Annotated in this window: 14 protein-coding genes and 3 pseudogenes; 8 read left to right on the top strand and 9 right to left on the bottom strand. The window is 66.6% G+C overall.

Annotated features, from left to right (window positions below):
- The first annotated feature begins 231 nt into the window (after positions 1 to 231).
- Both AB0I98_RS30110 and AB0I98_RS30105 read left to right on the top strand, forming a co-directional pair.
- The gene (locus tag AB0I98_RS30110) at positions 232 to 831 is read left to right on the top strand and encodes a YceI family protein (protein ID WP_362947604.1); all 600 of its coding nucleotides are present in this window, start codon (positions 232 to 234) and stop codon (positions 829 to 831) included.
- A gap of 113 nt (positions 832 to 944) precedes the next feature.
- On the top strand, positions 945 to 1,172 hold the full coding sequence (locus tag AB0I98_RS30105) for a hypothetical protein (RefSeq protein WP_362947544.1): 228 nt from the start codon (positions 945 to 947) through the stop codon (positions 1,170 to 1,172).
- An 810-nt stretch (positions 1,173 to 1,982) separates the two neighbouring features.
- On the opposite strand, the pseudogene AB0I98_RS30100 reads toward AB0I98_RS30105, so the two are convergent.
- The 4 genes and pseudogenes from AB0I98_RS30100 to AB0I98_RS30085 all read right to left on the bottom strand — a co-directional run.
- Positions 1,983 to 2,501: pseudogene (locus AB0I98_RS30100) on the bottom strand (helix-turn-helix domain-containing protein); the annotation flags it as partial.
- A gap of 230 nt (positions 2,502 to 2,731) precedes the next feature.
- Positions 2,732 to 3,574: an alpha/beta hydrolase gene (locus AB0I98_RS30095; protein ID WP_362947543.1), complete on the bottom strand. Its 843-nt coding sequence runs from the start codon at positions 3,572 to 3,574 to the stop codon at positions 2,732 to 2,734.
- A 236-nt stretch (positions 3,575 to 3,810) separates the two neighbouring features.
- Positions 3,811 to 4,761 carry an alpha/beta hydrolase gene (locus tag AB0I98_RS30090; protein ID WP_362947541.1) on the bottom strand — a complete coding sequence of 317 codons (951 nt, stop codon included), beginning with the start codon at positions 4,759 to 4,761 and terminating at the stop codon, positions 3,811 to 3,813.
- A gap of 159 nt (positions 4,762 to 4,920) precedes the next feature.
- On the bottom strand, positions 4,921 to 6,540 hold the full coding sequence (locus AB0I98_RS30085; RefSeq protein ID WP_362947539.1) for a cytochrome bc complex cytochrome b subunit: 1,620 nt from the start codon (positions 6,538 to 6,540) through the stop codon (positions 4,921 to 4,923).
- Between the two features lie 221 nt (positions 6,541 to 6,761).
- On the opposite strand from AB0I98_RS30085, the pseudogene AB0I98_RS30080 reads away from it, so the two are divergent.
- Both AB0I98_RS30080 and AB0I98_RS30075 read left to right on the top strand, forming a co-directional pair.
- Positions 6,762 to 6,979 (top strand): annotated as a pseudogene (locus tag AB0I98_RS30080) (pirin family protein); the annotation flags it as partial.
- Positions 6,980 to 7,324: 345 nt separating this feature from the next.
- Positions 7,325 to 7,534, top strand: a pseudogene (locus tag AB0I98_RS30075) (low temperature requirement protein A); the annotation flags it as partial.
- Between the two features lie 204 nt (positions 7,535 to 7,738).
- Here AB0I98_RS30075 and AB0I98_RS30070 read toward each other — a convergent pair.
- Positions 7,739 to 8,008 carry a WhiB family transcriptional regulator gene (locus tag AB0I98_RS30070; protein WP_362947538.1) on the bottom strand — a complete coding sequence of 90 codons (270 nt, stop codon included), beginning with the start codon at positions 8,006 to 8,008 and terminating at the stop codon, positions 7,739 to 7,741.
- 410 nt (positions 8,009 to 8,418) lie between these two features.
- Between AB0I98_RS30070 and AB0I98_RS30065 the strand changes: the two genes are divergently transcribed.
- The 3 genes from AB0I98_RS30065 (at position 8,419) to AB0I98_RS30055 (ending at position 12,218) form a co-directional block, all read left to right on the top strand.
- Complete coding sequence (locus tag AB0I98_RS30065) at positions 8,419 to 9,342, top strand: RNA polymerase subunit sigma (RefSeq protein ID WP_362947536.1); 924 nt, start codon at positions 8,419 to 8,421, stop codon at positions 9,340 to 9,342.
- A 424-nt stretch (positions 9,343 to 9,766) separates the two neighbouring features.
- Positions 9,767 to 10,684, top strand: a complete 918-nt coding sequence (locus tag AB0I98_RS30060; RefSeq protein WP_362947535.1) for a sigma-70 family RNA polymerase sigma factor — start codon at positions 9,767 to 9,769, stop codon at positions 10,682 to 10,684.
- A gap of 997 nt (positions 10,685 to 11,681) precedes the next feature.
- Positions 11,682 to 12,218: a hypothetical protein gene (locus AB0I98_RS30055; protein ID WP_362947533.1), complete on the top strand. Its 537-nt coding sequence runs from the start codon at positions 11,682 to 11,684 to the stop codon at positions 12,216 to 12,218.
- A 624-nt stretch (positions 12,219 to 12,842) separates the two neighbouring features.
- Here the strand turns inward: AB0I98_RS30055 and AB0I98_RS30050 are convergent.
- From AB0I98_RS30050 to AB0I98_RS30040, 3 genes are all read right to left on the bottom strand, one after another.
- Complete coding sequence (locus tag AB0I98_RS30050; protein WP_362947532.1) at positions 12,843 to 13,187, bottom strand: hypothetical protein; 345 nt, start codon at positions 13,185 to 13,187, stop codon at positions 12,843 to 12,845.
- A 184-nt stretch (positions 13,188 to 13,371) separates the two neighbouring features.
- On the bottom strand, positions 13,372 to 14,169 hold the full coding sequence (locus tag AB0I98_RS30045) for an SDR family oxidoreductase (protein WP_362947531.1): 798 nt from the start codon (positions 14,167 to 14,169) through the stop codon (positions 13,372 to 13,374).
- Between the two features lie 446 nt (positions 14,170 to 14,615).
- On the bottom strand, positions 14,616 to 15,593 hold the full coding sequence (locus AB0I98_RS30040; protein WP_362947529.1) for a sigma-70 family RNA polymerase sigma factor: 978 nt from the start codon (positions 15,591 to 15,593) through the stop codon (positions 14,616 to 14,618).
- A gap of 164 nt (positions 15,594 to 15,757) precedes the next feature.
- On the opposite strand from AB0I98_RS30040, the gene AB0I98_RS30035 reads away from it, so the two are divergent.
- Entirely contained in the window at positions 15,758 to 18,529 is a 2,772-nt protein-coding gene (locus AB0I98_RS30035; RefSeq protein ID WP_362947528.1) for an AAA family ATPase, read from the top strand.
- A 437-nt stretch (positions 18,530 to 18,966) separates the two neighbouring features.
- Here the strand turns inward: AB0I98_RS30035 and AB0I98_RS30030 are convergent, their stop codons facing one another.
- The gene (locus AB0I98_RS30030; RefSeq protein ID WP_362947527.1) at positions 18,967 to 20,322 is read right to left on the bottom strand and encodes an NAD(P)/FAD-dependent oxidoreductase; all 1,356 of its coding nucleotides are present in this window, start codon (positions 20,320 to 20,322) and stop codon (positions 18,967 to 18,969) included.
- Positions 20,323 to 20,637 lie beyond the last annotated feature (315 nt).

The raw sequence follows: 20,637 nt of genomic DNA, 5'->3' as shown, positions 1-20,637 counted from the left end.
GGCGTTGTGATGCCGCCCCCCCCCCTCCCGGGCCCGGACGCGCTTATGGGTGAGCCCGGTTTCGCGGACGGGCTCGCGCACCTCTCGTCTGTGTTGGGGGGGCCCCGTGAACTCAGGGCCCACCCCGCACCCCGGCGGCCGGTAGACCTGGCATTCGAAGGTCCGTGCGAGCCGTGCCGTTCCGGAATTCCACCCCATCCGAAATCCACACCCCGAAGGAAAGAGTTCGCCATGCTCACAAACCGCAACCAGAGCACTGTTCCCAGCACCGACACGTATGAAGCACTCACCGGTTCTTACACCATTGACCCGGTCCACAGCATGATTGGTTTCTCCGTCCGGCACGCCATGATCTCCAATGTGCGTGGGAAGTTCGACTCCTTCGAAGGCCTTCTCAAGCTCGACGGGTCCCAGCCCTCCCGGTCCGAGGCCTATGTGAGCGTCCAGACCGAAAGCCTGGACACGGGCATTCGGGAGCGGGACACGCACCTGACGGGCCCTGACTTCTTCGACTCTTCGACGTTCCCCCTCATGACGTTCCGCTCCACCGGAATCGTCGATGCGGGTGATGACGAGTTCCGCCTGAGCGGGAACCTCACGATCAAGGATGTCGAACTGCCCATCACCATCGACCTCGAATTCGGCGGAGCCAGCCGCGACGCCTACGGGCACCACCGGGTCGGTTTCGAAGGCACAGCCACCCTGCAGCGCTCCGACTGGGGACTCACCTGGAACACGGCGCTGGAAACAGGGGGCGTCCTGGTCAGCGACAAGGTGAAGCTGATCCTCGACATCTCGGCGGTACAGACGGACCAGACGGCCGCTGCCTGAAATCGGCACGGATACCGGCACATCGAACGTTGGACATCGGACATCGACATCGATCACCGGCGTCCGCCATGCCGGCCCGATCTCTTCAGGTCTCTACCGAAGTAGGACACGTGATGATCCCAGCATCCGAGAACCGTCGCGCGATCACCGGCACCGTTGTGTCGCTGACCGCCGAGGCCACCGAGCTCGAGACCCGTGCCACCGAGCTGCGCCGAGCGCTCGCAGAGCTCGATGACCACATGCGGGCCTTGTCCAACGCACTGCAGCTGATACCCCGTTCCGCGGGCCGCTCCGATGCCGACCACGGTGAAGATCACCGAGACGCAGCCCCGACGGAGTAACTCGGTCCGGGCCGGGGGAAGACGGTGGTGGATACCGCCGCGGACCCACTCGACAGATACTCGGCCTCGCGGTGAGCGATGCCGCCTCCGCCTCGCCGGCGCCCGCCGGGGAGGCGTTCGGCGTTGGCCGACCGAGCTCAACGCAGTTGCCACCGTGCTTACTTACAGGCCGAAGCTGCCGACCAGCACCTCGTGACGTCCGGGTGGATGACCTCGGGCTCGACCTCCAGCGGCCGGGCGCCCGAGCTGATGGCGTGGTGCGGCCCGCCGCCCTCGATCAGCGCGCCGACTGTGACCGCGCCGACGTAGACACCCTGTCGGCGAGAACGGTGTTGAGGTTGGGGTGAATACCGGGCTGGCACAGGTGCACAGGATCGCGCCGTCACCGCGCTCGACCACGCCGGGCAGCAAGAAGCGGTCGACAACCAACTGGAGGTTTTCCGGGGCCCGGACTGAACTCCACGGCGTCGATCTGGCCGTACTTCTCGGTGGTGGCCGCCCGCGAGCCCGTCGACGAGCTTGTCCTCGTCCGGTCCCAGGTAACGGGAGGTCGCCTCGCCCAGCGGCTCCGCGGCCCGGCGGTGGACGGCGAGCTCGGCCTCCGGCTCCGCGATCCGCTTGCGGGCTGCGGCCAATTCGGCCTGCTCGCGGGTGGGCACACCGGCTGCCTGCCCGGTACACATCAAATACTGACGGCCCCAGACATAGACGGTCTGCTCCCTGATCCAGAGAAGCTTCGCCACCTCGGAGTCCTTCCGACCGGACCCGACCAGATCGAGGACACGGCGGCGGCACTCGGGCGGACAACTGCGAGCGGACGTATGGCAGCAGGTGCAGATGCGTCTCGTCGGCGGCCCCCACCACCGCGGGCCGGGCCGAATCACCGCGGGCGATCAGCTTGGCCGCCGCCAAACGGCCACCTGCCGTACCCGGCGGTACAGCATCCACTGGCTCAGGTGCGACCAGCCCAGGTACCAATACAGCCTGAGTACGGTCCACGGCTCGGACGGCTTGAACAGCGCGGTGATCCGCGCGCGCAGTCGGTTACCGCCCAGCCTCGGCCGCCCACAGCGGGGGTGATCGGCAAGGCCGGTCACTCCGCGGGTGTTGAAGCGGCCGATCCAGCGCCGCACCGTGACCGGGACACGCTCCAGCGGCTTGGCGATCAGCGCAGGCGCCAGACGGTGAAGGGACAGCAGCACCATCACCGCGCACACAACCCTCGCCCCGGCCGCGCAGCAGGCCGCGTAGTCGACGGCACTCGGGGGCCGACGCGTTGGCGAAAATCGTGGGAGCTTCGCCGCCGGTCGCCCATGAGGCGATGATCATCTCTGACCGACCTGGGCTACGAGAACGCCGGCGACCTCCGCCACCCGGTCAAACCACCGGAAAGCCGCCCCAGCCAGACCGCCCACTCTCCGGCTCCGGTGGCGGCGCCACAGTACATGTCACTGCCGGCCTGTTCGCTGCCTGCGGGGCGACCGCAGCCATACCTGCAGGCGGCCAAGCGCGAGGGCGGGGTGGCCACCCAGCCACCCCGCCCTCAGAGAGCCGACCGGTCAGCGAACCGACCGCGCGGCCTCCTGAATGATCCGGGTGACGTCGTCGGGGCGGGAGACGCTCACGGCGTGCGATGCACGGACTTCCACCGTGTGGGACTTGGCGCGCTCGGCCATGAACGTCTGAGCCTTCGGGGGGATGTTGAGGTCCTCGGTGGCTACCAGAACCCAGGACGGGATGGTCTTCCAGGCGGGCTCCGAGGCGCCTTCCTCCAGAGCGGCGCTGGTCACGGGCCGCTGGGTGACCGCCATGATGTCGGTGGTGTTCGCGGAGACGTCCGCGGCGAACTGGTCGTGGAACTTGGCCTGGTCGATGTAGAGATCCGCGCCCACGGAGCCGTCAGGCAGGGTGATCGGGACAGGGCGCAGGGCTTCGCCCAGCGTGCTGCCGGGAAACATGCCCGACAGCTCAACAGCGCTCTCCCCCTTCTCGGGGAGGAAAGCGGCGATGTAGACCAGTGCCCTGACGTTCTCGGCACCATGGGCGGCATTGCTGATGACCGATCCACCGTAGGAGTGACCGGCCAGTACGACGGGCCCGTCGATGCCGGCCAGGAGGTCCTTGAGGTAGGCGGCGTCGCTGGTCAGCCCGCGCAGCGGATTGGCTGCGGCCACCACCGGGTAGCCCTTCTGCTTCAGCTTCCTCACGACACCGTTCCAGCTGGTGGAGTCGGCGAATGCGCCGTGGACGAGGACCACGGTCGGCTTGCGGCTGGGCGAGGAGGAACCCTTGCCGGCGCTCGCCGGGGCGACCGAGGTGGCGAGGAGAGCGGCGGCGACGGTTGCCGTGGCCATGAGGGTCAGCGGGGTGCGGGCACGTCGGTAGAGAGAACGACGGTTCATGACGAGGCCTTTCGAGGAAGGTTCGGGTCCAGCCGTGTGAGGTCAGTCCGGCTCAAAGGCCGCATGAGTTGGCGGGGCGACGATCGACATTTCAGGTCGGCTCACCCGCGGTGCTCACCCTGTTTGATGGGGGTTCGATGAGCAGGTTCTCTTCGCGTCCGGTTCGGTTCACGAACGCGAGTGCCAAGCGATGGACGGCTCGGGCTGTGCGCCGTGCGTGGACCGCCGGCTGTGTGTCAGTCGGTGCCGAGCGCGGTGCGCAGGGTGTGAATGGCCTGCTGCATCGCGGCAGTGGCGGCCTGCGTGGACCGTACGGCGTTCAGCATCAGGAAGTCGTGCAGGACGCCGTTGTAGCGAACGCTGGTGGTGGGAACGCCGGCCTGTGTCAGCTTGCGGGCGTACGCCTCACCCTCGTCCCGGAGCACGTCGTTCTCGTCGACGATGACGAGCGCGGGCGGCAGCCCTTCCAGGTCCCCGAGGCCGGCCCGCAGCGGCGACGCGGTGATCTCGGCCCGCTGTGCGGGGTCGGTGGTGTAGCAGTCCCAGAACCAGGCCATGCCCTTCGCGGTCAGGTGAGGGCCGTCCGCGAACTCCCGGTAGCTGTCGGTGTCCTGGGCGGCGTCCGTGACCGGGTAGTACAGCGACTGGTGCACGAAGGACACATCGCCACGCTGCTTGGCCATGATGGTCAGCGCCGCGGTCATGTTGCCGCCGACGGAGTCGCCGGCCACCGCCATGCGAGAGGCGTCCAGGCCTTCCTGGGCACCGTTCGCCGTGAGCCACCGCGCCGTCGCGTACGCCTGCTCGATGGCAACCGGGTACTTGGCCTCAGGGGAATGGTCGTACTCGACGAACACCACGGCAGCGTCCGCGCCGACGGCCAGCTCTCGCACCAGGCGATCATGGGTACCGGCGTTGCCGAGGACCCAGCCTCCGCCGTGCACATAGAGGACGACCGGCAGGGGGCCCTGAGTATCGACGGGCTTGACGATACGGACCCGGACATCGCCGACCTCGGCGGGCACGGTGATCCACTTGTCCTGCACGTCGGGCTTCTCGATGGGCGCCGCCTGCAGCTCGTCGAGAACCTTCCGAGCACCCTCGGGACCAAGCTCGTACAAGAAAGGCGGGTTGGCCGTCGCCTCGGCGATCTTCTGCGCGGCAGGCTCAAGAACGGGGTTGTTCACGATTGCTCTCCTATGTTGGCAGGGCCTGTGTTGTGCTTTCACCCTTGTGACAGGGCATCAGTCGAATGTGTGACATAAGCCGATGACGACTTTTTTGTTCACCGGCGGGCTGGAACCCCGTAGGAGATGCGCAGCGTGCTGTCGGCGGATGTGTCACCGTCAGTGCCGGCTGCTGATCTCCTTGTACTCCTGCTCGGTGGGTTTGGGGATCTGGGTTCCTTCCCCGTAGAAGCCGCGGCCGAGCCTGGCTCTCAGCCGCTGCGCTCTGGTGGGCCTGCCCTCCAGGCTCTGCTCGCTTCCCTGCGGGACGGCGGTGAGAGGCGTGTACTGCTCGTGCGCGGTGAGGATGTGCAGTCGTTCCTGGCTGAGCGGTTCGTGCACCTCCACGAACTCCCCGTGCGGCAGGCGCTTGATGATGCCGGTCTCGCGGCCGTGCAGTACCTTGTCGCGGTCGCGTCGCTGGAGACCGAGGGCCCACCGCTTCGCCACGACGTAGACGACGACCGGCACAACGAAGAGGCCGATGCGGACGGCCCACGTCACGGCGTTGACCGAGACGTGCAGTTGAATGGCGATCAGGTCGTTCGCCGCACCGAGCAATGCCACTAGGTAGACACTCAGCCATGCGACGCCGAGACCCGTGCGCACCGGCCGGTTCCGTGGTCTGTCGAGGAGGTTCTGGTCGCGGTCATCGCCGGTCACCCAGGACTCGACAAAGGGGTATGCGCCCAGTGCGAGGAAGAGGCCAACGCCCACCAGTAGAGGGATGAGGTTGTCGAGGGCGAGGGTGTGGCCCCAGGCACTGATCTCCCAGCCGGGCATGACGCGCAACAGCCCATCGGCCACGCCCATGTACCAGTCGGGCTGGGACCCTGCCGAAACCTGATCGGCACGGTAGGGCCCGTAATTCCAGATGGGGTTGATCTGCGCGATCGACGCGATGAAGAAGATCGTCCCGGCCACCAGGAAGAAGTATCCCGCCGATTTCACAACGTACACCTGCCGCGGTATGCCGACGACATTCCTGTTCGTGCGTCCGGGCCCGGGGTACTGCGTGTGCCTGTGACGGCGGGACAGGACCAGATGAAAAACGATCAGCGCCACCATGACGGCAGGAATCAGCAATACATGGATCGCATTGAAGCGCGCGATCAGATCATTGCCCGGGAACTCGCCTCCGAAGAGGAACATCGACAGATAGGTGCCGACGATGGGCACCGAGAGGAGCGTTCCGTTCACGACTGCCAGCCCGGTACCGGAAAGAAGATCGTCCGGCAGGTCGTACCCGGTCAGCCCTCCGAACATGCCCAGGATCAGCAGCAGGAAGCCCAACAGCCAGTTGAGCTCGCGCGGCTTGCGATAGGCCCCCGTGAAGAAGACCCGCATCATGTGCACGAGCATGGCGCCAACGAAGATCAACGCCGCCCAGTGGTGGGCCTGCCGGATCAGCAGACCGCCACGGACATCGAAGGAGATGTGCATGGTCGAGTTGAACGCTTCCGACACCATCTGACCCTGCAGAGGGACATAGCTGCCCTGGTACTGAACCTGTTCCGATGAGGGGCGGAAGTAGAAGGTCAGGTACACGCCTGTGATGATGAGGATAAGGAAGCTGTAGAGGCAGATCTCTCCCAGCATGAAGGACCAATGGTTCGGGAAGGCCCTTCGTATCATGGTCTTTTCCGGGCTACGAAGGCCCAGTCGGCCATCGACCCAGTTGGCGACCTTTTCCCCTCTGGGCCCTTTCCGTGCCTTGGCCGACTGACTCTCGTTCCCCATGTCTCATCACTCATTTCCGGAAACTCAAGGCGCGTTGCCCGGCAGGCTCCTCGGCGCGTTCCGACGCACGGCACGGTGCCGTGTGGACGCGACGCGCTGACAGGTGACTCTGTAGCTCTGGGCGACAGCCTTGAGGATTGTTTTGTTCACGGCTGTAGTCCAAGGACAGGGTTCATGAGCTGCTGTCCTCCTTGTGACCAGCCAGCCCATGAAGATGTGACATACCGCGATGCTGCACACGGTGTGGCGGCCACAATGCCATCGGGATCCTCACCGCGCGTGAGGTGCCGCTTGGGGCCCTCGCGCCATGACTGTGCGCCGCACTCCGCCTCAGCGAGCACGCACGCTCATCGGCGCCTGGTGCTTCGCTCATCACTACGGTCCCGACGATGTCGCTCTGACCGGCGGCATGGGAGTGGCGCCCCACCCGCACACCGGGCCCACGCCGGCGCTCCCCACGCCACCATCGCACCGCGCAGGAACCCGGCGTCCCGGTCGCTGCGGTTGGGCCAGAACACACGGTGTGAGAAGCCCGTTAGCGCTCCGTGTCCTCTCCGGCCAACGCACGAGCCAGGCTGAGCGGACCACAGCCCCGAGGCCAAGTGTCACCCGTGCGGCAAACTCGGCATCCGCGCACAGGAACAGCCTCGCGAAGTCAGTCGCCGCGAAGCCCACCGATTTCGGTGTGGCCGTAAGCCGCTCGGCGCACGCTGACTCCCACGCAGGGATCTCACCGATGCTCGTTCGCCCATCCAGAGAAGAGCACCGCGCCGCCACCGCGCTGGAACTTGGCGTCGCATCGTTCGCGGTCCTCGCCCTTGCCGAACTCGCCGTTTCAGTAGGGGCCGAGCGAGCGGCCCATCCCACGTGGCACCCGCACCACATCGTCGAGAGATACGGTCTGTTCACGCTGATTGTGCTCGGGGAGTCCATCGCGGCTGCCACCCTTGCCGTACGCACCGCGCTGGACGCCGATGCCGAACTCGGGTCCGTCCTCGTCCTCAACGTCGCCCATGCCACCGACCATGGCACCCTCACCGACTATCAGGCGGCACCCGGTGGCCGTTCTCGTCACCACGTTCACAGCGATCCCCGTGCTCGGCACCGGGATCGTCGCATCACTCCTGCTCGGTGCGACTCTGCTGGTGACCGGCCGGAGAGCCGCCAGGCTCTGACCCCGTGAGCGGCGCTGTGACGGTCACGCAGCTCTCGCTGTCGCGTTCTGGGACTGGTGTACCAGGCGTCGCCTCATGGCGCGGCGCTCCTGTTCTGTGGTGCCGCCCCATATCCCCTCTACCGGATCGTTCTCGATGGCCCACTCCAGGCAATGCTCCGCCACAGGACATCGACGGCACACGGCCTTTGCCTCATCTATCTGCATCAGCGTTGGACTACTGCTGCTGCTTCCTATGGGGAAGAAAAGGTCAGGGTCTGCACCCAGGCAGATCGCCTTTTCACGCCAGTCCACGGGAGACCTCCTCGCTGAAGTATGGGCAAGAATCCAAAGGCCCGGCCTGCCATGCAGCGGAATACTCGGGAAAGGCTGTTCGGTTTCCTTTTCCTCATACAGGCCATTCATTTCACCGGCAATCAGTCTCGTGCCGTATGAGACGCATCATGGTCCTCGCAAGTGAGACCGAGTGGCCGGCGTAGGTGTGACACGGAGCCGGTGGTTGCTGCCGGTCCCGGTCGGCTGATGTCACAAGATCTGCGCCTGTCCGGTCTCCCTAGTCGAGCGGACGGAGCGAGAACGCCGTACGCGAAGACTCATCGCGGCCGGTCGCATCGCCATCCCCGAGCACCAGGACGTGGAACGAGCGTCCTGATGACGAGGCGCCGGGTCGTGTTGTGGGTGCCGTGTGAGAGGGAGGACGCCATATGGACCGTGCCGATGACGCGGTGCCGATCGCGGAGCTGCTCGATGAGCGGCGGCATCTGCTGGATGTCGCCTACTGGATGCTGGGCAGCAGCAGCGCGGCAGAGAGCGTCATTGACGAGACCTACCGGCGGTGGTACGAGCTGTCCGATCCGGCGCGGGAGGAGATCACGGCGCCGCGTTCGTGGCTGGCGAAAGTCGCCGGCGGTATCTGCGTCGCCCGCCTCACGCTGCCCGAGCGGGACAAGGACCGTGCGGGCCAGGGGCTGAACGGTCAGGCGGGGGCGGAGCGGCCCGGGCTGCTGCAGGAGGAGATCAGCGCGGTCCTGCTGGAGGCACTGGATTCGCTGTCTCCGGCCGAGCGGGCGGCGTTCGTCCTCAACGACGTCTTCGGGATGGCGCCGGGTGCGGTCGCCGACATCGTCCGGCAGACCGAGCCGGAATGCGCCGAGCTGGCCGACCGCGCCCGGCGCAGTCTCAGGGCCCGGCGTGCGCGGCCCACGCCGCCCCAGCAGCACGACGCGCTGGCCCACGCGGTGTGCCAGGCCTGCGCGATGCAGGACGAGACACTCCTGGCGTCCCTGCTCGCACCCGACGTCACGGCCTTCTTCGACGGCGGCGGCAAGGTCAGGGCGCTGGTCAAACCGGTGCACGGCAACACCCAGGTCGCCCACAGCCTGCTGACCCTGCTGACCCGGCAGCCGCGCACCGCTCTGCACACCCACTCCGTCAACGGACGGGCCGGCCTGGTGGTGCGCTACGACCACCAGGTCGCCGCCGTCATCAGCCTCGACATCGCCGGCCCTCACGTCGCACAGGTCTGGATCATCCTCAACCCCGACAAACTCCGCACCTGGAACCAGCCCGGCGACCCTCTCGACCCGCCGACGACACGCAACAACTCGGGCAGAGTGCCCGGGGAATGACGCCCATCGGCGCTCTGTATGTCACGGCGGTGCACGCCGGCCGGCGCTTGGCCACGATCAAGAAAAATGCCCTCGAAAACCGACAGACCCCGACTGCACCCTCTTCCGCGATGTGGGGATGACGCCGCCCCAAACGAACGAGGGATCCACCACCCTGCGGTCAAAGAGTGTCGTTACCCCATGAAAAGGGCGATGAGCATGGGATGACACCCGGCGACGACTGCGTTCCGAACGCTGCCGGGAATTGGCACGGCAAACCTGTCACAGAGCGGGGACGCATCCGGTCAATGAAGCGGACGCGATTGGAGCAGTCGTGACGTTCAGTGACCTCAGCCCTTGCGGCAGCCCGGCATCAGGCGCTGCCGCCACATGATCGCACTTCGTCAACAGCAGCAACATTCGGACGAACGGAGACAGCAGGATCATGCATCCCGAGACGCCCCCCACGGAGAGCACGTTGGACGAGGCCGTTGCTGTTTTCGTGGAGTTCCGTCCACGTCTTTTCGGCATCGCATACCGCATGCTGGGAAGCGCGGTCGAGGCGGAGGACGTGGTTCAGGAAGTCTGGTTGCGGTGGCAGAAGACCGACCGCTCGGTAGTGATCAGCCCCGTGGCATTTCTGTCGAGCACCACCACCCGGCTGGCCATCAACGTGGCTCAGTCCGCGCGTGTGCGCCGCGAGACCTACATCGGCCCGTGGTTGCCCGAGCCCATTGACACGAGCAGCGATCCTGAAGTGGGCGCTCAGCGGGCGGAAGCCCTGGAATTTGCTTTGCTTCTCGTACTGGAGAAGCTGAATCCCATGGAGCGGGCCGCATACGTGTTGAGGGAGGCGTTCGACTACGGCTACCCCGAGATTGCGGAAATTCTTCAGCTCAGCATCGTCAACGTACGCAAGGTCGTGAGCCGGGCTCGCAAACATCTCGTGGCCGACCAGCGGGAGACCGTGGACACGGTGGAGCACCGACGGCTCCTCGATGCCTTCGTCTCGGCAGCGCAGAGAGGAGATGTCGCCTCGCTGGAGGCTCTTCTCACCCCCGATACCGTCAGTCTGTCCGACGGCAACGGTATGCAGGGCTGCTCTCGTATACCCGTGACGGGCCGTGCACGTGTGGCCAAGATGGTGACCTATCCGAAGCTCTGGCGGGAAGCGGAGCCCAGGTTGGTCGACGCCAACGGCTGTGCGGGCGTGATGCTCTACCGAGATGGCCAGCCCATCGCCTTCATGACGATGAGCGCCTCGAAGGAAGGTATCCACAAGTTGATGTGGGTCTTCAACCCGAGCAAGATCGCCGCGTTCATCGACTCAGGCTCTCGCCACACCACGGCACCCGGCGCCTGAGGAATGCACCGCAACCGCGACGCAGATGAGCATGACACTCGTAAGGAAGATCCACCAGAAAGCCTCACCCACCGGTGAGCGCCTGCCGACCGCAGGCCCGGCCCAGCACCCGCCCTGCGAAGGCCACCGCAATGTCACGGCCCGAGGCGCAACGTCCGCGGACGTTGCGCCTCGGGCGGTATGGATCAGTACGACGTGGGAACCGGCGATGTCGAGGCAGATGACGCCGGCGACCTGGTGGTCGTGGCGCACCACGAGGCCGGTCCGTGAAGCGGGTACAGCTCAAGTCCTCCGGGGACGTGCTCGGCGGCGGTGAATGGCCGGGTTCCGGCCACGGCGTCATCGTCGGGGCTCGTCGGTAACGTCTCTCCGAAGCCGACCCCCACAACTGCCTTGCGGCACACGGCTGGACGATGTGACGCAGTCACTCAGGCCGACAGGTGGCAGCCTGGTCGAGGAGGCGCCATGTCTCGCCTACCGCTACGCGGGACGACGGGTTAGGCGTCCAGGCGCCCGGCGCGGTGCCGCCCATCGAAGCGCTCCGCCGGGCAGAGGCACCCGACAGACGCAGGAACTCCCGCACGGCGACCTCATTTTCTGTCGACTCGTCAGGCAGATCGGACAGGCGCAGATGTTGTGACGTCCCTCTGCGGGCAGGCACCCGCACTGGGCTGCGCGAGACCGCTGACCGGCCAGGTCGAGAGGCAATTGACACGGTCGACGCACGCAGTGAAGCAGTTTCCGACGCTCTGCGCCTGCTGCGCCGCGCACCCTGTCTGCCGCATACCGTGGTGATGATTGGTGCGATGCCACCTGGCATGAGCCGCGCCATCCTCAACGTCTCCGGTGGTTTTCCGACCCTCGTCGGTGAGTTCAGTGTCTTGGGAACCAGTATGGCCCACCTGGTACACCAACATTCAGAGTGGGACACTGCATATGATGTCAAGGAACACCCGTTCCCGCGTCCAGATCGGGCGGCACCGGATGAGAGGAACACATGGTCTCTGTAACCCACACGGCGCGCAATATTGAGATCACCGCCGAGAGCCTTCAAGCGGACCTGGCTCGCCTGCAGGTCCAGAAGCAGGCGCTGGAAAGGGAACTGGCTGCGGTCGTGGCACATCTCGGCTCGGTACAGCGGGCCCTCAGTGCCCTTGAGACCGTGATGCTCAACCCAGCCGCTGCGACGCCCGTAGAGCCGCGAACAGACATTGCCTCTTCCGATCCTGCGAACGGCACAACCAAGCCCGCCCGGGCTCAGAAGTCGGCGAGCGGCAAGGGCGCAGAGCGCGCCGCTGTCGCCGGCACCGAAACGGACGGACCGAAGAAATACGGCAAGCTCACCGAGCAGATCATGGCGTACTTCGCCGAAGTCGGCGACGTCGACGTGCGGGCCCGTGACGTTGCTGCGGCTCTCGGTCGTGACACCGACAGCGGAAGCATCAACGCAGTCCGCAGCACACTCGATCGTCTCGTCGGTACGTCCCGTGTCCAGCGCATCGGCCGAGGCCTCTACCGCGCCAAGCGTTCGTAGACGTACCCCGGCGGGCGAGGGGCATATGCGGTCGCCGTCCGTCAACCTGCCTGTGTGAGCCGCCACCCGACGGGACAATGTTCCCGGGCGCCACTCGTCGGGGGATCGCGTGGCGCCCGGGCACTCCGCCCGCGGCTCTAGTCGCAGGCATCGCGTCCCGAGCACCATTCACGGGGTTGGTGTCACATGGCGTGCGGAACGCTGTGATCAGCATACCAAAGCCTTGCCGTCCCGCGGCGACGGTAACACTGTGACGAAGACAGTGTTCAGTGGCGACAGGAGAGGCTGGATACCTGCGTATTCACCTATATACCGCACGAATTACCTCGCATCTCGAGCGCAGCTGGCAGACGGTGTCACGCACGGGTGAGCATGTCTCCCGTATTTCCCCAACAGTGGCACATGAGGTTACTCTCGGGTCGCGCCGAGCACAGGATCGAAGGCTCTTGACTTGATACGCTGGGCACCTGGACGCCTCCGCTTGGGTGCACCGGGATGCCCTGGATGGACCCAGAACCGTCCTTCTTGTGCGGTGACCGCGCCGCGGTCCGCCTGGGAGCCGTCGCACTCGACATCAATATCGTCACAGGCTCAACCCGGCGGTGACGGCCCATCACCGATGGTTCAGCTCAGCGTGCTGCCCAGAACCACCGCAACGCACAGTCCCATGGTCAGGGTGATCAGAACCATCGCGGTCAGCGTTCCTCGGAGCCATCGCCCGAAGCGGATGTGGTGTTGCTCCTCGACCACACTGATGCTGTCAGCAATGTGCTCGGTCACTATGCGGGCGACGTGTCTCTGCTCTTCGAAGTACCATCGCTCGATATCCATTTTCTGCTCCTGGGTCAGCCCCGGCGCTCGTGCGGTGAAATCTGCTACGCGCCGACGTGCTGCCGCCAAATGAGCCTCCCGGTACAGGAATTCCTCGATGTCGGTCAGGCCGCGCGCGGCCTCCTCATTCGCATCCATGATGTGCTCCAGGCGGGAAGTCGAGTACCGGGGATGCACAGTGCATCCCCGGTGAACCGAGTCGTGCGGCGTCTGTCGGCTCGCCATCGACTGGTCGAGCGGACGGTCGTAGAAGGTCCGATGAAAGGTGGGAGCGCCGGGTGAGAGCAGCTCGGGTGCGGTGCGGCTGCTACGGCAGAGTCCTTCATCGGGCGACAGAAGGGAGCTGGCGGCTGAGCCACTTGTTGTAGTGGATCTGGGTAATGTACGCATGCGGACTTGGCAGGAGATCACTGCGACGGAGGCGAGCGCCGAAGTAGGTGCTGCGGTCGTCGGTGAATACACGGCGGTGATCCCCGGCGGCGGTTAGGCCGGCACGCACGAACGTGTCGAGCCGGAACTGGTCGGGGCCGGCGATCTCAAGGACGCCGAAGAGCGGTTTGAATGCAGCGGTGTGGGCGATCAGCGTGGCAACTTCACCGCAGGACACCGGCCTGACCTGCACAGGCGCCACCCAGACGTTCCCGTCTTCTGTAGCGGCATCCGCAATGTCGCCAACGGATTCGAACAACTGGGTGGCGCTGATGATGGAATAGGGCATCGGAGACTGCCTGATCAGGTCTTCCTGAGCTTGAAGAGCTCGAAAGTAACCGTGCTCTTGCAACCGCCCCATACCCACGACGGACAAGGCGACATGGTGCCTGACGCCGGCAGCAGCCTCCGCCGCGAGAAGCTTCGCCGTGGACCGGCACACCTTCTCCATAGTGGCTTCGTCGTCGAGCAGAAGCCCGTCAATGTCAGCGCCGATTCCGTCTTCAAGTGACAGCGGGTCCGAGAGGTCGATCACCACCGAGCAGCCGTCGAGGGTCTCGGACAGGTCCACCCCTCTGTAAGCATCGACACCGCTGGAGTCCGAGACCACAACGGCCTCGTGCCCGTGGTTCCTGACTCCGGCAGCAGCCTCCCGACTCAGGAAGCCGCCGCCGACCACAACTACCCTCATGGACAAACCCCGCTCCTGATACTCAGGCAGCACTTCAGGAAGACTGCAAGAGCACCGTCCTCCGCACCACTTGGGTGGCGCGGCCTTCAGATCAAGAGACCGGACAGCTCGCCCGCCCGTGACATACGGTCTCGAGGCGACGGCGTCGTTGGCCCCTCTGACGACCGCTGCAAGTCGGGCTCCGCGGTGTGACCGACGGTGTCACACATCGTGTGGTCGTAGTTGGGAAACCAATCGACGCAGGCAGCGATCGGTGAAGACGCCGGCCCGCGATGTTGCCCCCCGGTGGGTCGTACGGTCCGGGCGCTCGTCGACGGCGGGGTGGTCGCCTATTTCCCGGTGCTGGCTTCCAGGTAGGTGTTGTGGCCCTTTCGGGCCAGCTTGCCACTGCTGCGAAGTGTCGGGGACACGTGGAACGAGAACCCCCGTCGGCACACCGGCGACGACTACGCGCTCGCCGCGCGCGACATCCGCCCGCAGGTCGGTTGGTTGTCGGCGTCTGCGGAGAGGACTCTTTCCAAGTGCGCGAGGTCACCGGACTGCGCTGCTACGAAGAACGCCTGAACAAGCCGCCGATGCGCGATCGAGCCCACGGGCTGCCTGCGACGGTTCCCAGCGAGACGCTCCTGGGCACGGGTGACCTGCTGACGCGTATTGGCGACGCTGAGGCGAAGGATCTCGGCGATCCGGCTGTGCGGGTAGCCGAAGCCCTCCCGCAGGACATATGCGGCACGTTGCCTCGGCGTCAGTGTCTCCATCAGCAGGAGAACCGCTCGCTCAACGGCGTCCTGCCGCTCGGCCGCTGCTTCTGGGGTCGCGTCAGTGTCTGCCAATTCCGGGAGCCAAGGACTGGCGCAGGATTCTCGACGTCTCCAGGCGGACTGGACAACGTTGATGGCCAGCCGGACGGTTGTCGTCCTGAGCAGCGCCGGCGGGTTCGAGACGACCGTACGATCTGTGCCCTGCCAACGAAGCCAGGCCTCTTGGATGACGTCTTCGGCCTCGCCCGCGTTTCCGACGATTCCGCTGGCGATCCTGAGCAGTCCGGGCCTGGCACGGACGAACACCGACGTGGCGTCGTTGAGGTCACCGATCGTCGGGTTGACCGTCGTACCCGCCGCCTGCCGATCTAGCCCGGCTTCGGCCCGATGTGCGTCCACGACCGGCTCCTCTGCTCCGTGGGTCAGCGGCTTGATAGCTGCTGACAACCAACGTCGCGCCCAGGGACAGCCGATCGCGCCCTTGGAAAACCGTAGGCGGCTCGTGGTTGTGCCGTGGTTGATCCGTGGCCAAGCTTCCGGAGTCGCCCTGACCAGCAGCGCTACAAGGCAGGGCGCGGCGAGCTTGCCCCCGGGAAGGACGCGAAGATCGTCTCCGGCCAGGCGGAGCGTGTCGGCCTGGATCAGGACGCGACCGAGATCCAATGGTCGATGGTGGCGTTCGCCCCGCCATCCCGCGCTCGAATGCGAGCTTCGCTGTTTCGGTAGGGCATTGCGATCGATCCGGCTTGCCTCGGTGGAACCGGGGGCCTCAGTGATCCCAAGACGTATTACTATACCGAGCGAAGTGTCCTGACAGGGGAGCTGCCATGACGAGGAGCGGTTCAAGAACTGGACTCCTCGGGCGGCGGAACGAGTGCCAGGTCCTCGACAACCTCGTGGCAGGCGCCAGGGCGGGGCGCAGTGGGGTCCTGGTCTTGCGCGGTGAGGCAGGAATCGGGAAGACCGAGCTGTTGCAATACCTCCTCGACCGTGCCACCGGATGCCGCACCGTCAGGGTTGCCGGCGTCCAGTCCGAGATGGAGCTCTCCTACGCCGGTCTGCACCAGCTCTGCGCCCCGCTGCTGGCCGGCCTTGACAATCTTCCCGGGCCGCAACGCGACGCACTTTGCACGGCGTTCGGGTTGCGTGGCGGCGATGCCCCCAACCGGTTCCTCGTGGGTCTGGCCACGCTGAGCCTCCTCGCAGAGGCCGAAGGGAACCAGCCGCTGGTCTGCGTCATCGACGACGCGCAGTGGCTGGATCGCGTGTCGGTACAGACGTTGGAGTTCGTTGCCCGTCGACTGCTCGCGGAATCGATTCTGCTCGTCTTCGCGGTCCGCGAGCCCGCTGCCGGCGACATTCTTGCGGGGCTTCCCGAACTGCCCGTGACGGGTCTGGTCGACAGCGACTCCCGAAAGCTCCTCGCCTCGGTCGTCACCGGTCCGCTCGATCGGCGGGTGCGCGACCGCATCGTCGCCGAGACTCACGGTAACCCGCTGGCCCTGCTCGAGCTGCCTCGCGGATTGAGCACGCTGGAGCTGGCCGGTGGCTTCGGGCCCCCCGCCCCACCGCCTCTGTCGAGCCAGATCGAGCAGGGCTTCCTCCGCCGCGTCCAGTCGCTCCCGGCTGAGACGCAACGCCTGCTGTTCATCGCCGCCGCCGAGCCGGTTGGTGACGTGACGTTGTTGAGGAGTGCGGCCGAGCAGCTGGGGATCGACGTCGCCGCCGTCGCGTCGCACGCCGACGCAGCGGAGCTGATCACTCTCGGCACCCGGGTGCGGTTCCGGCACCCGCTGGTGCGCTCGGCGGCCTATCGCGCGGCGAGTCCGAAGGAGCGTCGAGAGGTACACAAGGCGCTGGCCGACGCGACCGATGTCCAGCTCGATCCCGATCGTCGGGCCTGGCATCTGGCCGGTGCGACAGCGGGACCGGACGAGACGGTGGCCGCCGAACTGGTGCGCTCGGCGGGCCGGGCGCAGGCGCGCGGCGGCATCGCGGCGGCGGCCGCGTTCCTCCAGCGCGCGGCCGAGCTGACGCCTGATCCCGCACGACGTGCGCAGCGCGCAGTGGATGCCGCACAGGCAAAGCTCCACGCCGGAGCGTTCGAATCGGCGGCCGCTCTCCTTGCCACGGCGGAGGCCGGCCCCCTCGACGAGCTCGGGCGCGCACGGCTCGAGGTACTGAATGCCGGGATCGCGTTCGCCCAGAACCGCGGCAGTGAGGCTCCCCCGCTGCTGCTCGCCGCCGCTCACCGGTTCGGACCGCTCGACGTCGCGCTCGCCCGGGAGACCTACCTGGACGCCATCGCGGCGGCGATCTTCGCCGGCCGCCTGGCGCACGGCCCGGGCCTGCCGGAGGTGGGCGAGGCTGCCCGTGCTGCGCCGCCGCCGCAGCAGCCGGCGCGGGTGTCCGACCTGCTGCTGGATGCCATTGCCGTGCGTCTCACCGACGGTTACTCGGCTTCGGTGCCGATGATGCGGCGAGCCCTCGAAGCGTTCTGTGACGACGAGATCCCCGTCCAGGAAGCGCTGCGCTGGCTCTGGCTCGCAGGGGTCCTCGCTTCGGATCTGTGGGACGACGAGCGCTGGCACGTGGTCGCAACCCGTCATCTGACGATCACCCGCCGGGCCGGCGCGCTCAGCGCGCTCCCCGATGTGCTCGAATCCAGCGCACACATGCATCTCCTCGCCGGTGAGCTGGCGGCAGCCGCGGCGCTGGTCGAGGAGGTCGGAACGGTATGTGCGGCGATCGGGAGCAACCCGGCGCGCGTACTGCCGCTGGGCCTGGCCGCGTGGCGTGGTCGCGAGCGCGAGGCCCGCACGCTGATCGACGCGATCATGAGTGAGGCCGTGCCGCTGGGGCAGGGGGCCGCCGTCACCGTCACCCACGGCTACCACGCGGTGCTCTGCAACGGCCTCGGCCAATACGCGGAAGCGCTGGCCGCGGCCCGAGAGGCAGCCGCCCACCAGTGGGAGTTCGCCTCGCCGAGATGGGGCTTGGCCGAGCTGATCGAGGCGGCCGTACGCAGCGGCTCACCCGAGTCGGCGGCCGACGCGCTCGAGCAACTCTCCGAGACGACACAAACCAGTGGCACGGACTGGGCACTGGGCGTGGAAGCGCGCTCGCGGGCACTCCTGAGCGAGGGCGACGCCGCGGAGCGGCTCTACCGGGAGGCGATCGAGCGGCTCGCCCGGACCCGGGTCCGGGTGGAGCTGGCCCGCGCACAGCTCCTGTACGGAGAGTGGCTGCGCCGCGAGAACCGTCGCGCCGACGCCCGGGTCCAACTGGGCGTCGCACATGACATGTTCAGCGAGATCGGGGCCGAGGCGTTCGCCGAACGCGCGCGAAGCGAGCTGCAGGCCACAGGGGCGAAGGTGCGCAACCATGTTGTCGCGACGCACGCGGCCCTCACCGCCCAGGAGGCGCAGATCGCCCGTCTCGCCGGCGAAGGGCTGACGAACTCCGAGATCGGCGTCCAGTTGTTCATCAGCCGGCACACGGTCGAGTGGCACCTCCGCAAGGTGTTCTCGAAGCTCGGCATCTCCTCCCGCAAGGAGATCCGCACCATGCGGCTCGACGGCGAGGCGACATCGGCCTAGTTTGCAATCGCAGCTGGGGGGCCTCGGCGTTGACAGTGGCAGCGGCCAGGTCCTGTCGGCGTGAGGTACCAGGTCAGCAGCACGGGCCCGGCTCCGCTCGACGAGGCGGTCACGTTCAGCGGTCACTGACACTGCCCGCCCAGCCGAATTACACCGAGAAGCGGATCACGGGTTCGGAGTCGTGTGGCTGTAGCCGCGGGCGAGGCGAGGGCACACAGCTCACGGGCCTGCAGGCCCAGGTGCTGATGAAGTCGTCGCTCAACATGAGTCGTTTGATCAACGGCAGCCACGGCATTCCCGTCGGCCAGAAGACCCGACCGGCTCCTGCCGGGCTGGGAGCCGATGGCGCCGATAGAACCCGGTCGTCCGGTGGGCGGCTCCGAGCGCCGGTACATGCCCCATCGCTGCCCGTCAGCAGCTGGCGCTTTCTGCCATGCTCATGCCGCCGTGTGGTCACTCGCCCGACTCGCGCCGGCGCGCTGCGGATCACCGCTCGTGACAAAGGCGTCCCGGGGGTGCTGCACAGAGGCCAGGGAGACGAGATCCCTCCCGAACAGGGCCGCGGTAAGCCAGACGGCAAGGACGCGGACTTTCCGTTCCCAGGTGGGCACGGCCAGGACGTGATAGCCCCGGTGCATCAGCCAGGCGGGAAGCCCCTTGATGACAAGTCTCTTGTACTGGAAGATGCCCCGCCCCAGTCCCAGCGTCGCCACCACCCCCAGGCTGCTGTGACGGTAGCTTCGGACCCTCCCGTCGTGCAGGCTGGCTGCGATGTTCTTTGCCAGGTGCTTGCCTTGCCGCACGGCGTGCTGAGCGTTCGGCACCGTGTGCGCCCCCGGCACGGGCGAGGCCAGATCGGGAACAGCCGCATCGTCACCGGCCGCCCACACATCCGGCACAGGCTCGCTGTCGGTACCCACGCGCAGATCGGGGCGGACCACGACCAGACCACGCTCGTCGACGGGCAGATCCGTGTGATTGTGCACCACAGGGTTCGAGGCGTTGCCTGCGGTCCAGACGATCAGCGACGAATCGAACTCCTCTCCGCTGGAGAGCACGACGTGTCCGTCTTCGACGGAGACGAGCTGCGTGTTCAGGTGGACGTGAGCACCTCGGCGTTCCAATGAGCGCACAACCCAGGCACCGGGCTTGTCTCCCACCTCGGGCAGGATTCGGTCTCGGACCTCAACCAGGTGGAAGGACAAGTCGTCGATGCTCAGTTCCGGATAGAACTTGAGCATCGAAGTCGCCAGCGACAGCAGTTCACCGAAGCCCTCGACGCCGGAGAATCCGCCGCCCACGAAGGTGACGGTGAGTAGCTTCTGGCGCTCGGCGCCAGGCGGCAGTGACGCTGCCTGATCGAACGCGGTCATCAACCGGTCCCGGATGGCTACAGCTTCCTCCACATGCTTCAGGCCAATTGCCTGCTGCACGAGCCCGGGTATGGGAAAGGTGCGGGTCACAGCGCCGGCAGTGACAACCAGGGTGTCGTAAGGGAGTTCGTAGTCGGCTCCGCTGACGGGCCGGACGGTGACCGTCCGGTCCGCGTTGCGGATCTCGGTCACGTTCCCCGCGATCAGCCGGGTGCTGCGCAGGTGCCGTCGCAACGACACGGCAGCGTGACGTGCCTCGATCGATCCGGCCGTTACCTCCGGCAGGAAGGGTTGGTAGGTCATGTACGGACGTGGGTCGACAACCGTGACCCTTGCCTCGCCCGTGCGCAGCTTCTTTTCAAGGCCCCATGCCGTGTAGAAGCCCGCGTATCCGCCGCCGACGATCAGAATCTCGCGCATGATTCCCTCTGTTGGTTGTCCGACACCAGATAGACAAGGCAGGGGCGGACGGTGTGACAGGGTCGTGGCGCCGGAGGCCCGCACAACGGCCGGGTAGCTGCAGTGGTCACGTGGCTCCCGTGGTCTCTTCACGGCACTGCGTGGATACCGATCACAACCCGTCGGGAGCGGGATCATTCATGCACGACCGATGCAACCGCCTGGCCAGAGCGGCACTGACTGGGCGCTTGGCACCTCTGCCTGGGCCCATGCTCTGGTGAGCGACGGGCAGGTCGCCGGCGCCTTCCGTCGTGAGGGGATGGCGCCTCCGCAAGG

This window comes from Streptomyces sp. NPDC050211, assembly GCF_040656035.1.
In the GTDB taxonomy this organism is placed as follows: domain Bacteria; phylum Actinomycetota; class Actinomycetes; order Streptomycetales; family Streptomycetaceae; genus Streptomyces.
Note: the sequence above shows the minus strand (reverse complement) of the source record. Positions and strands in the feature narration are given on the sequence as shown.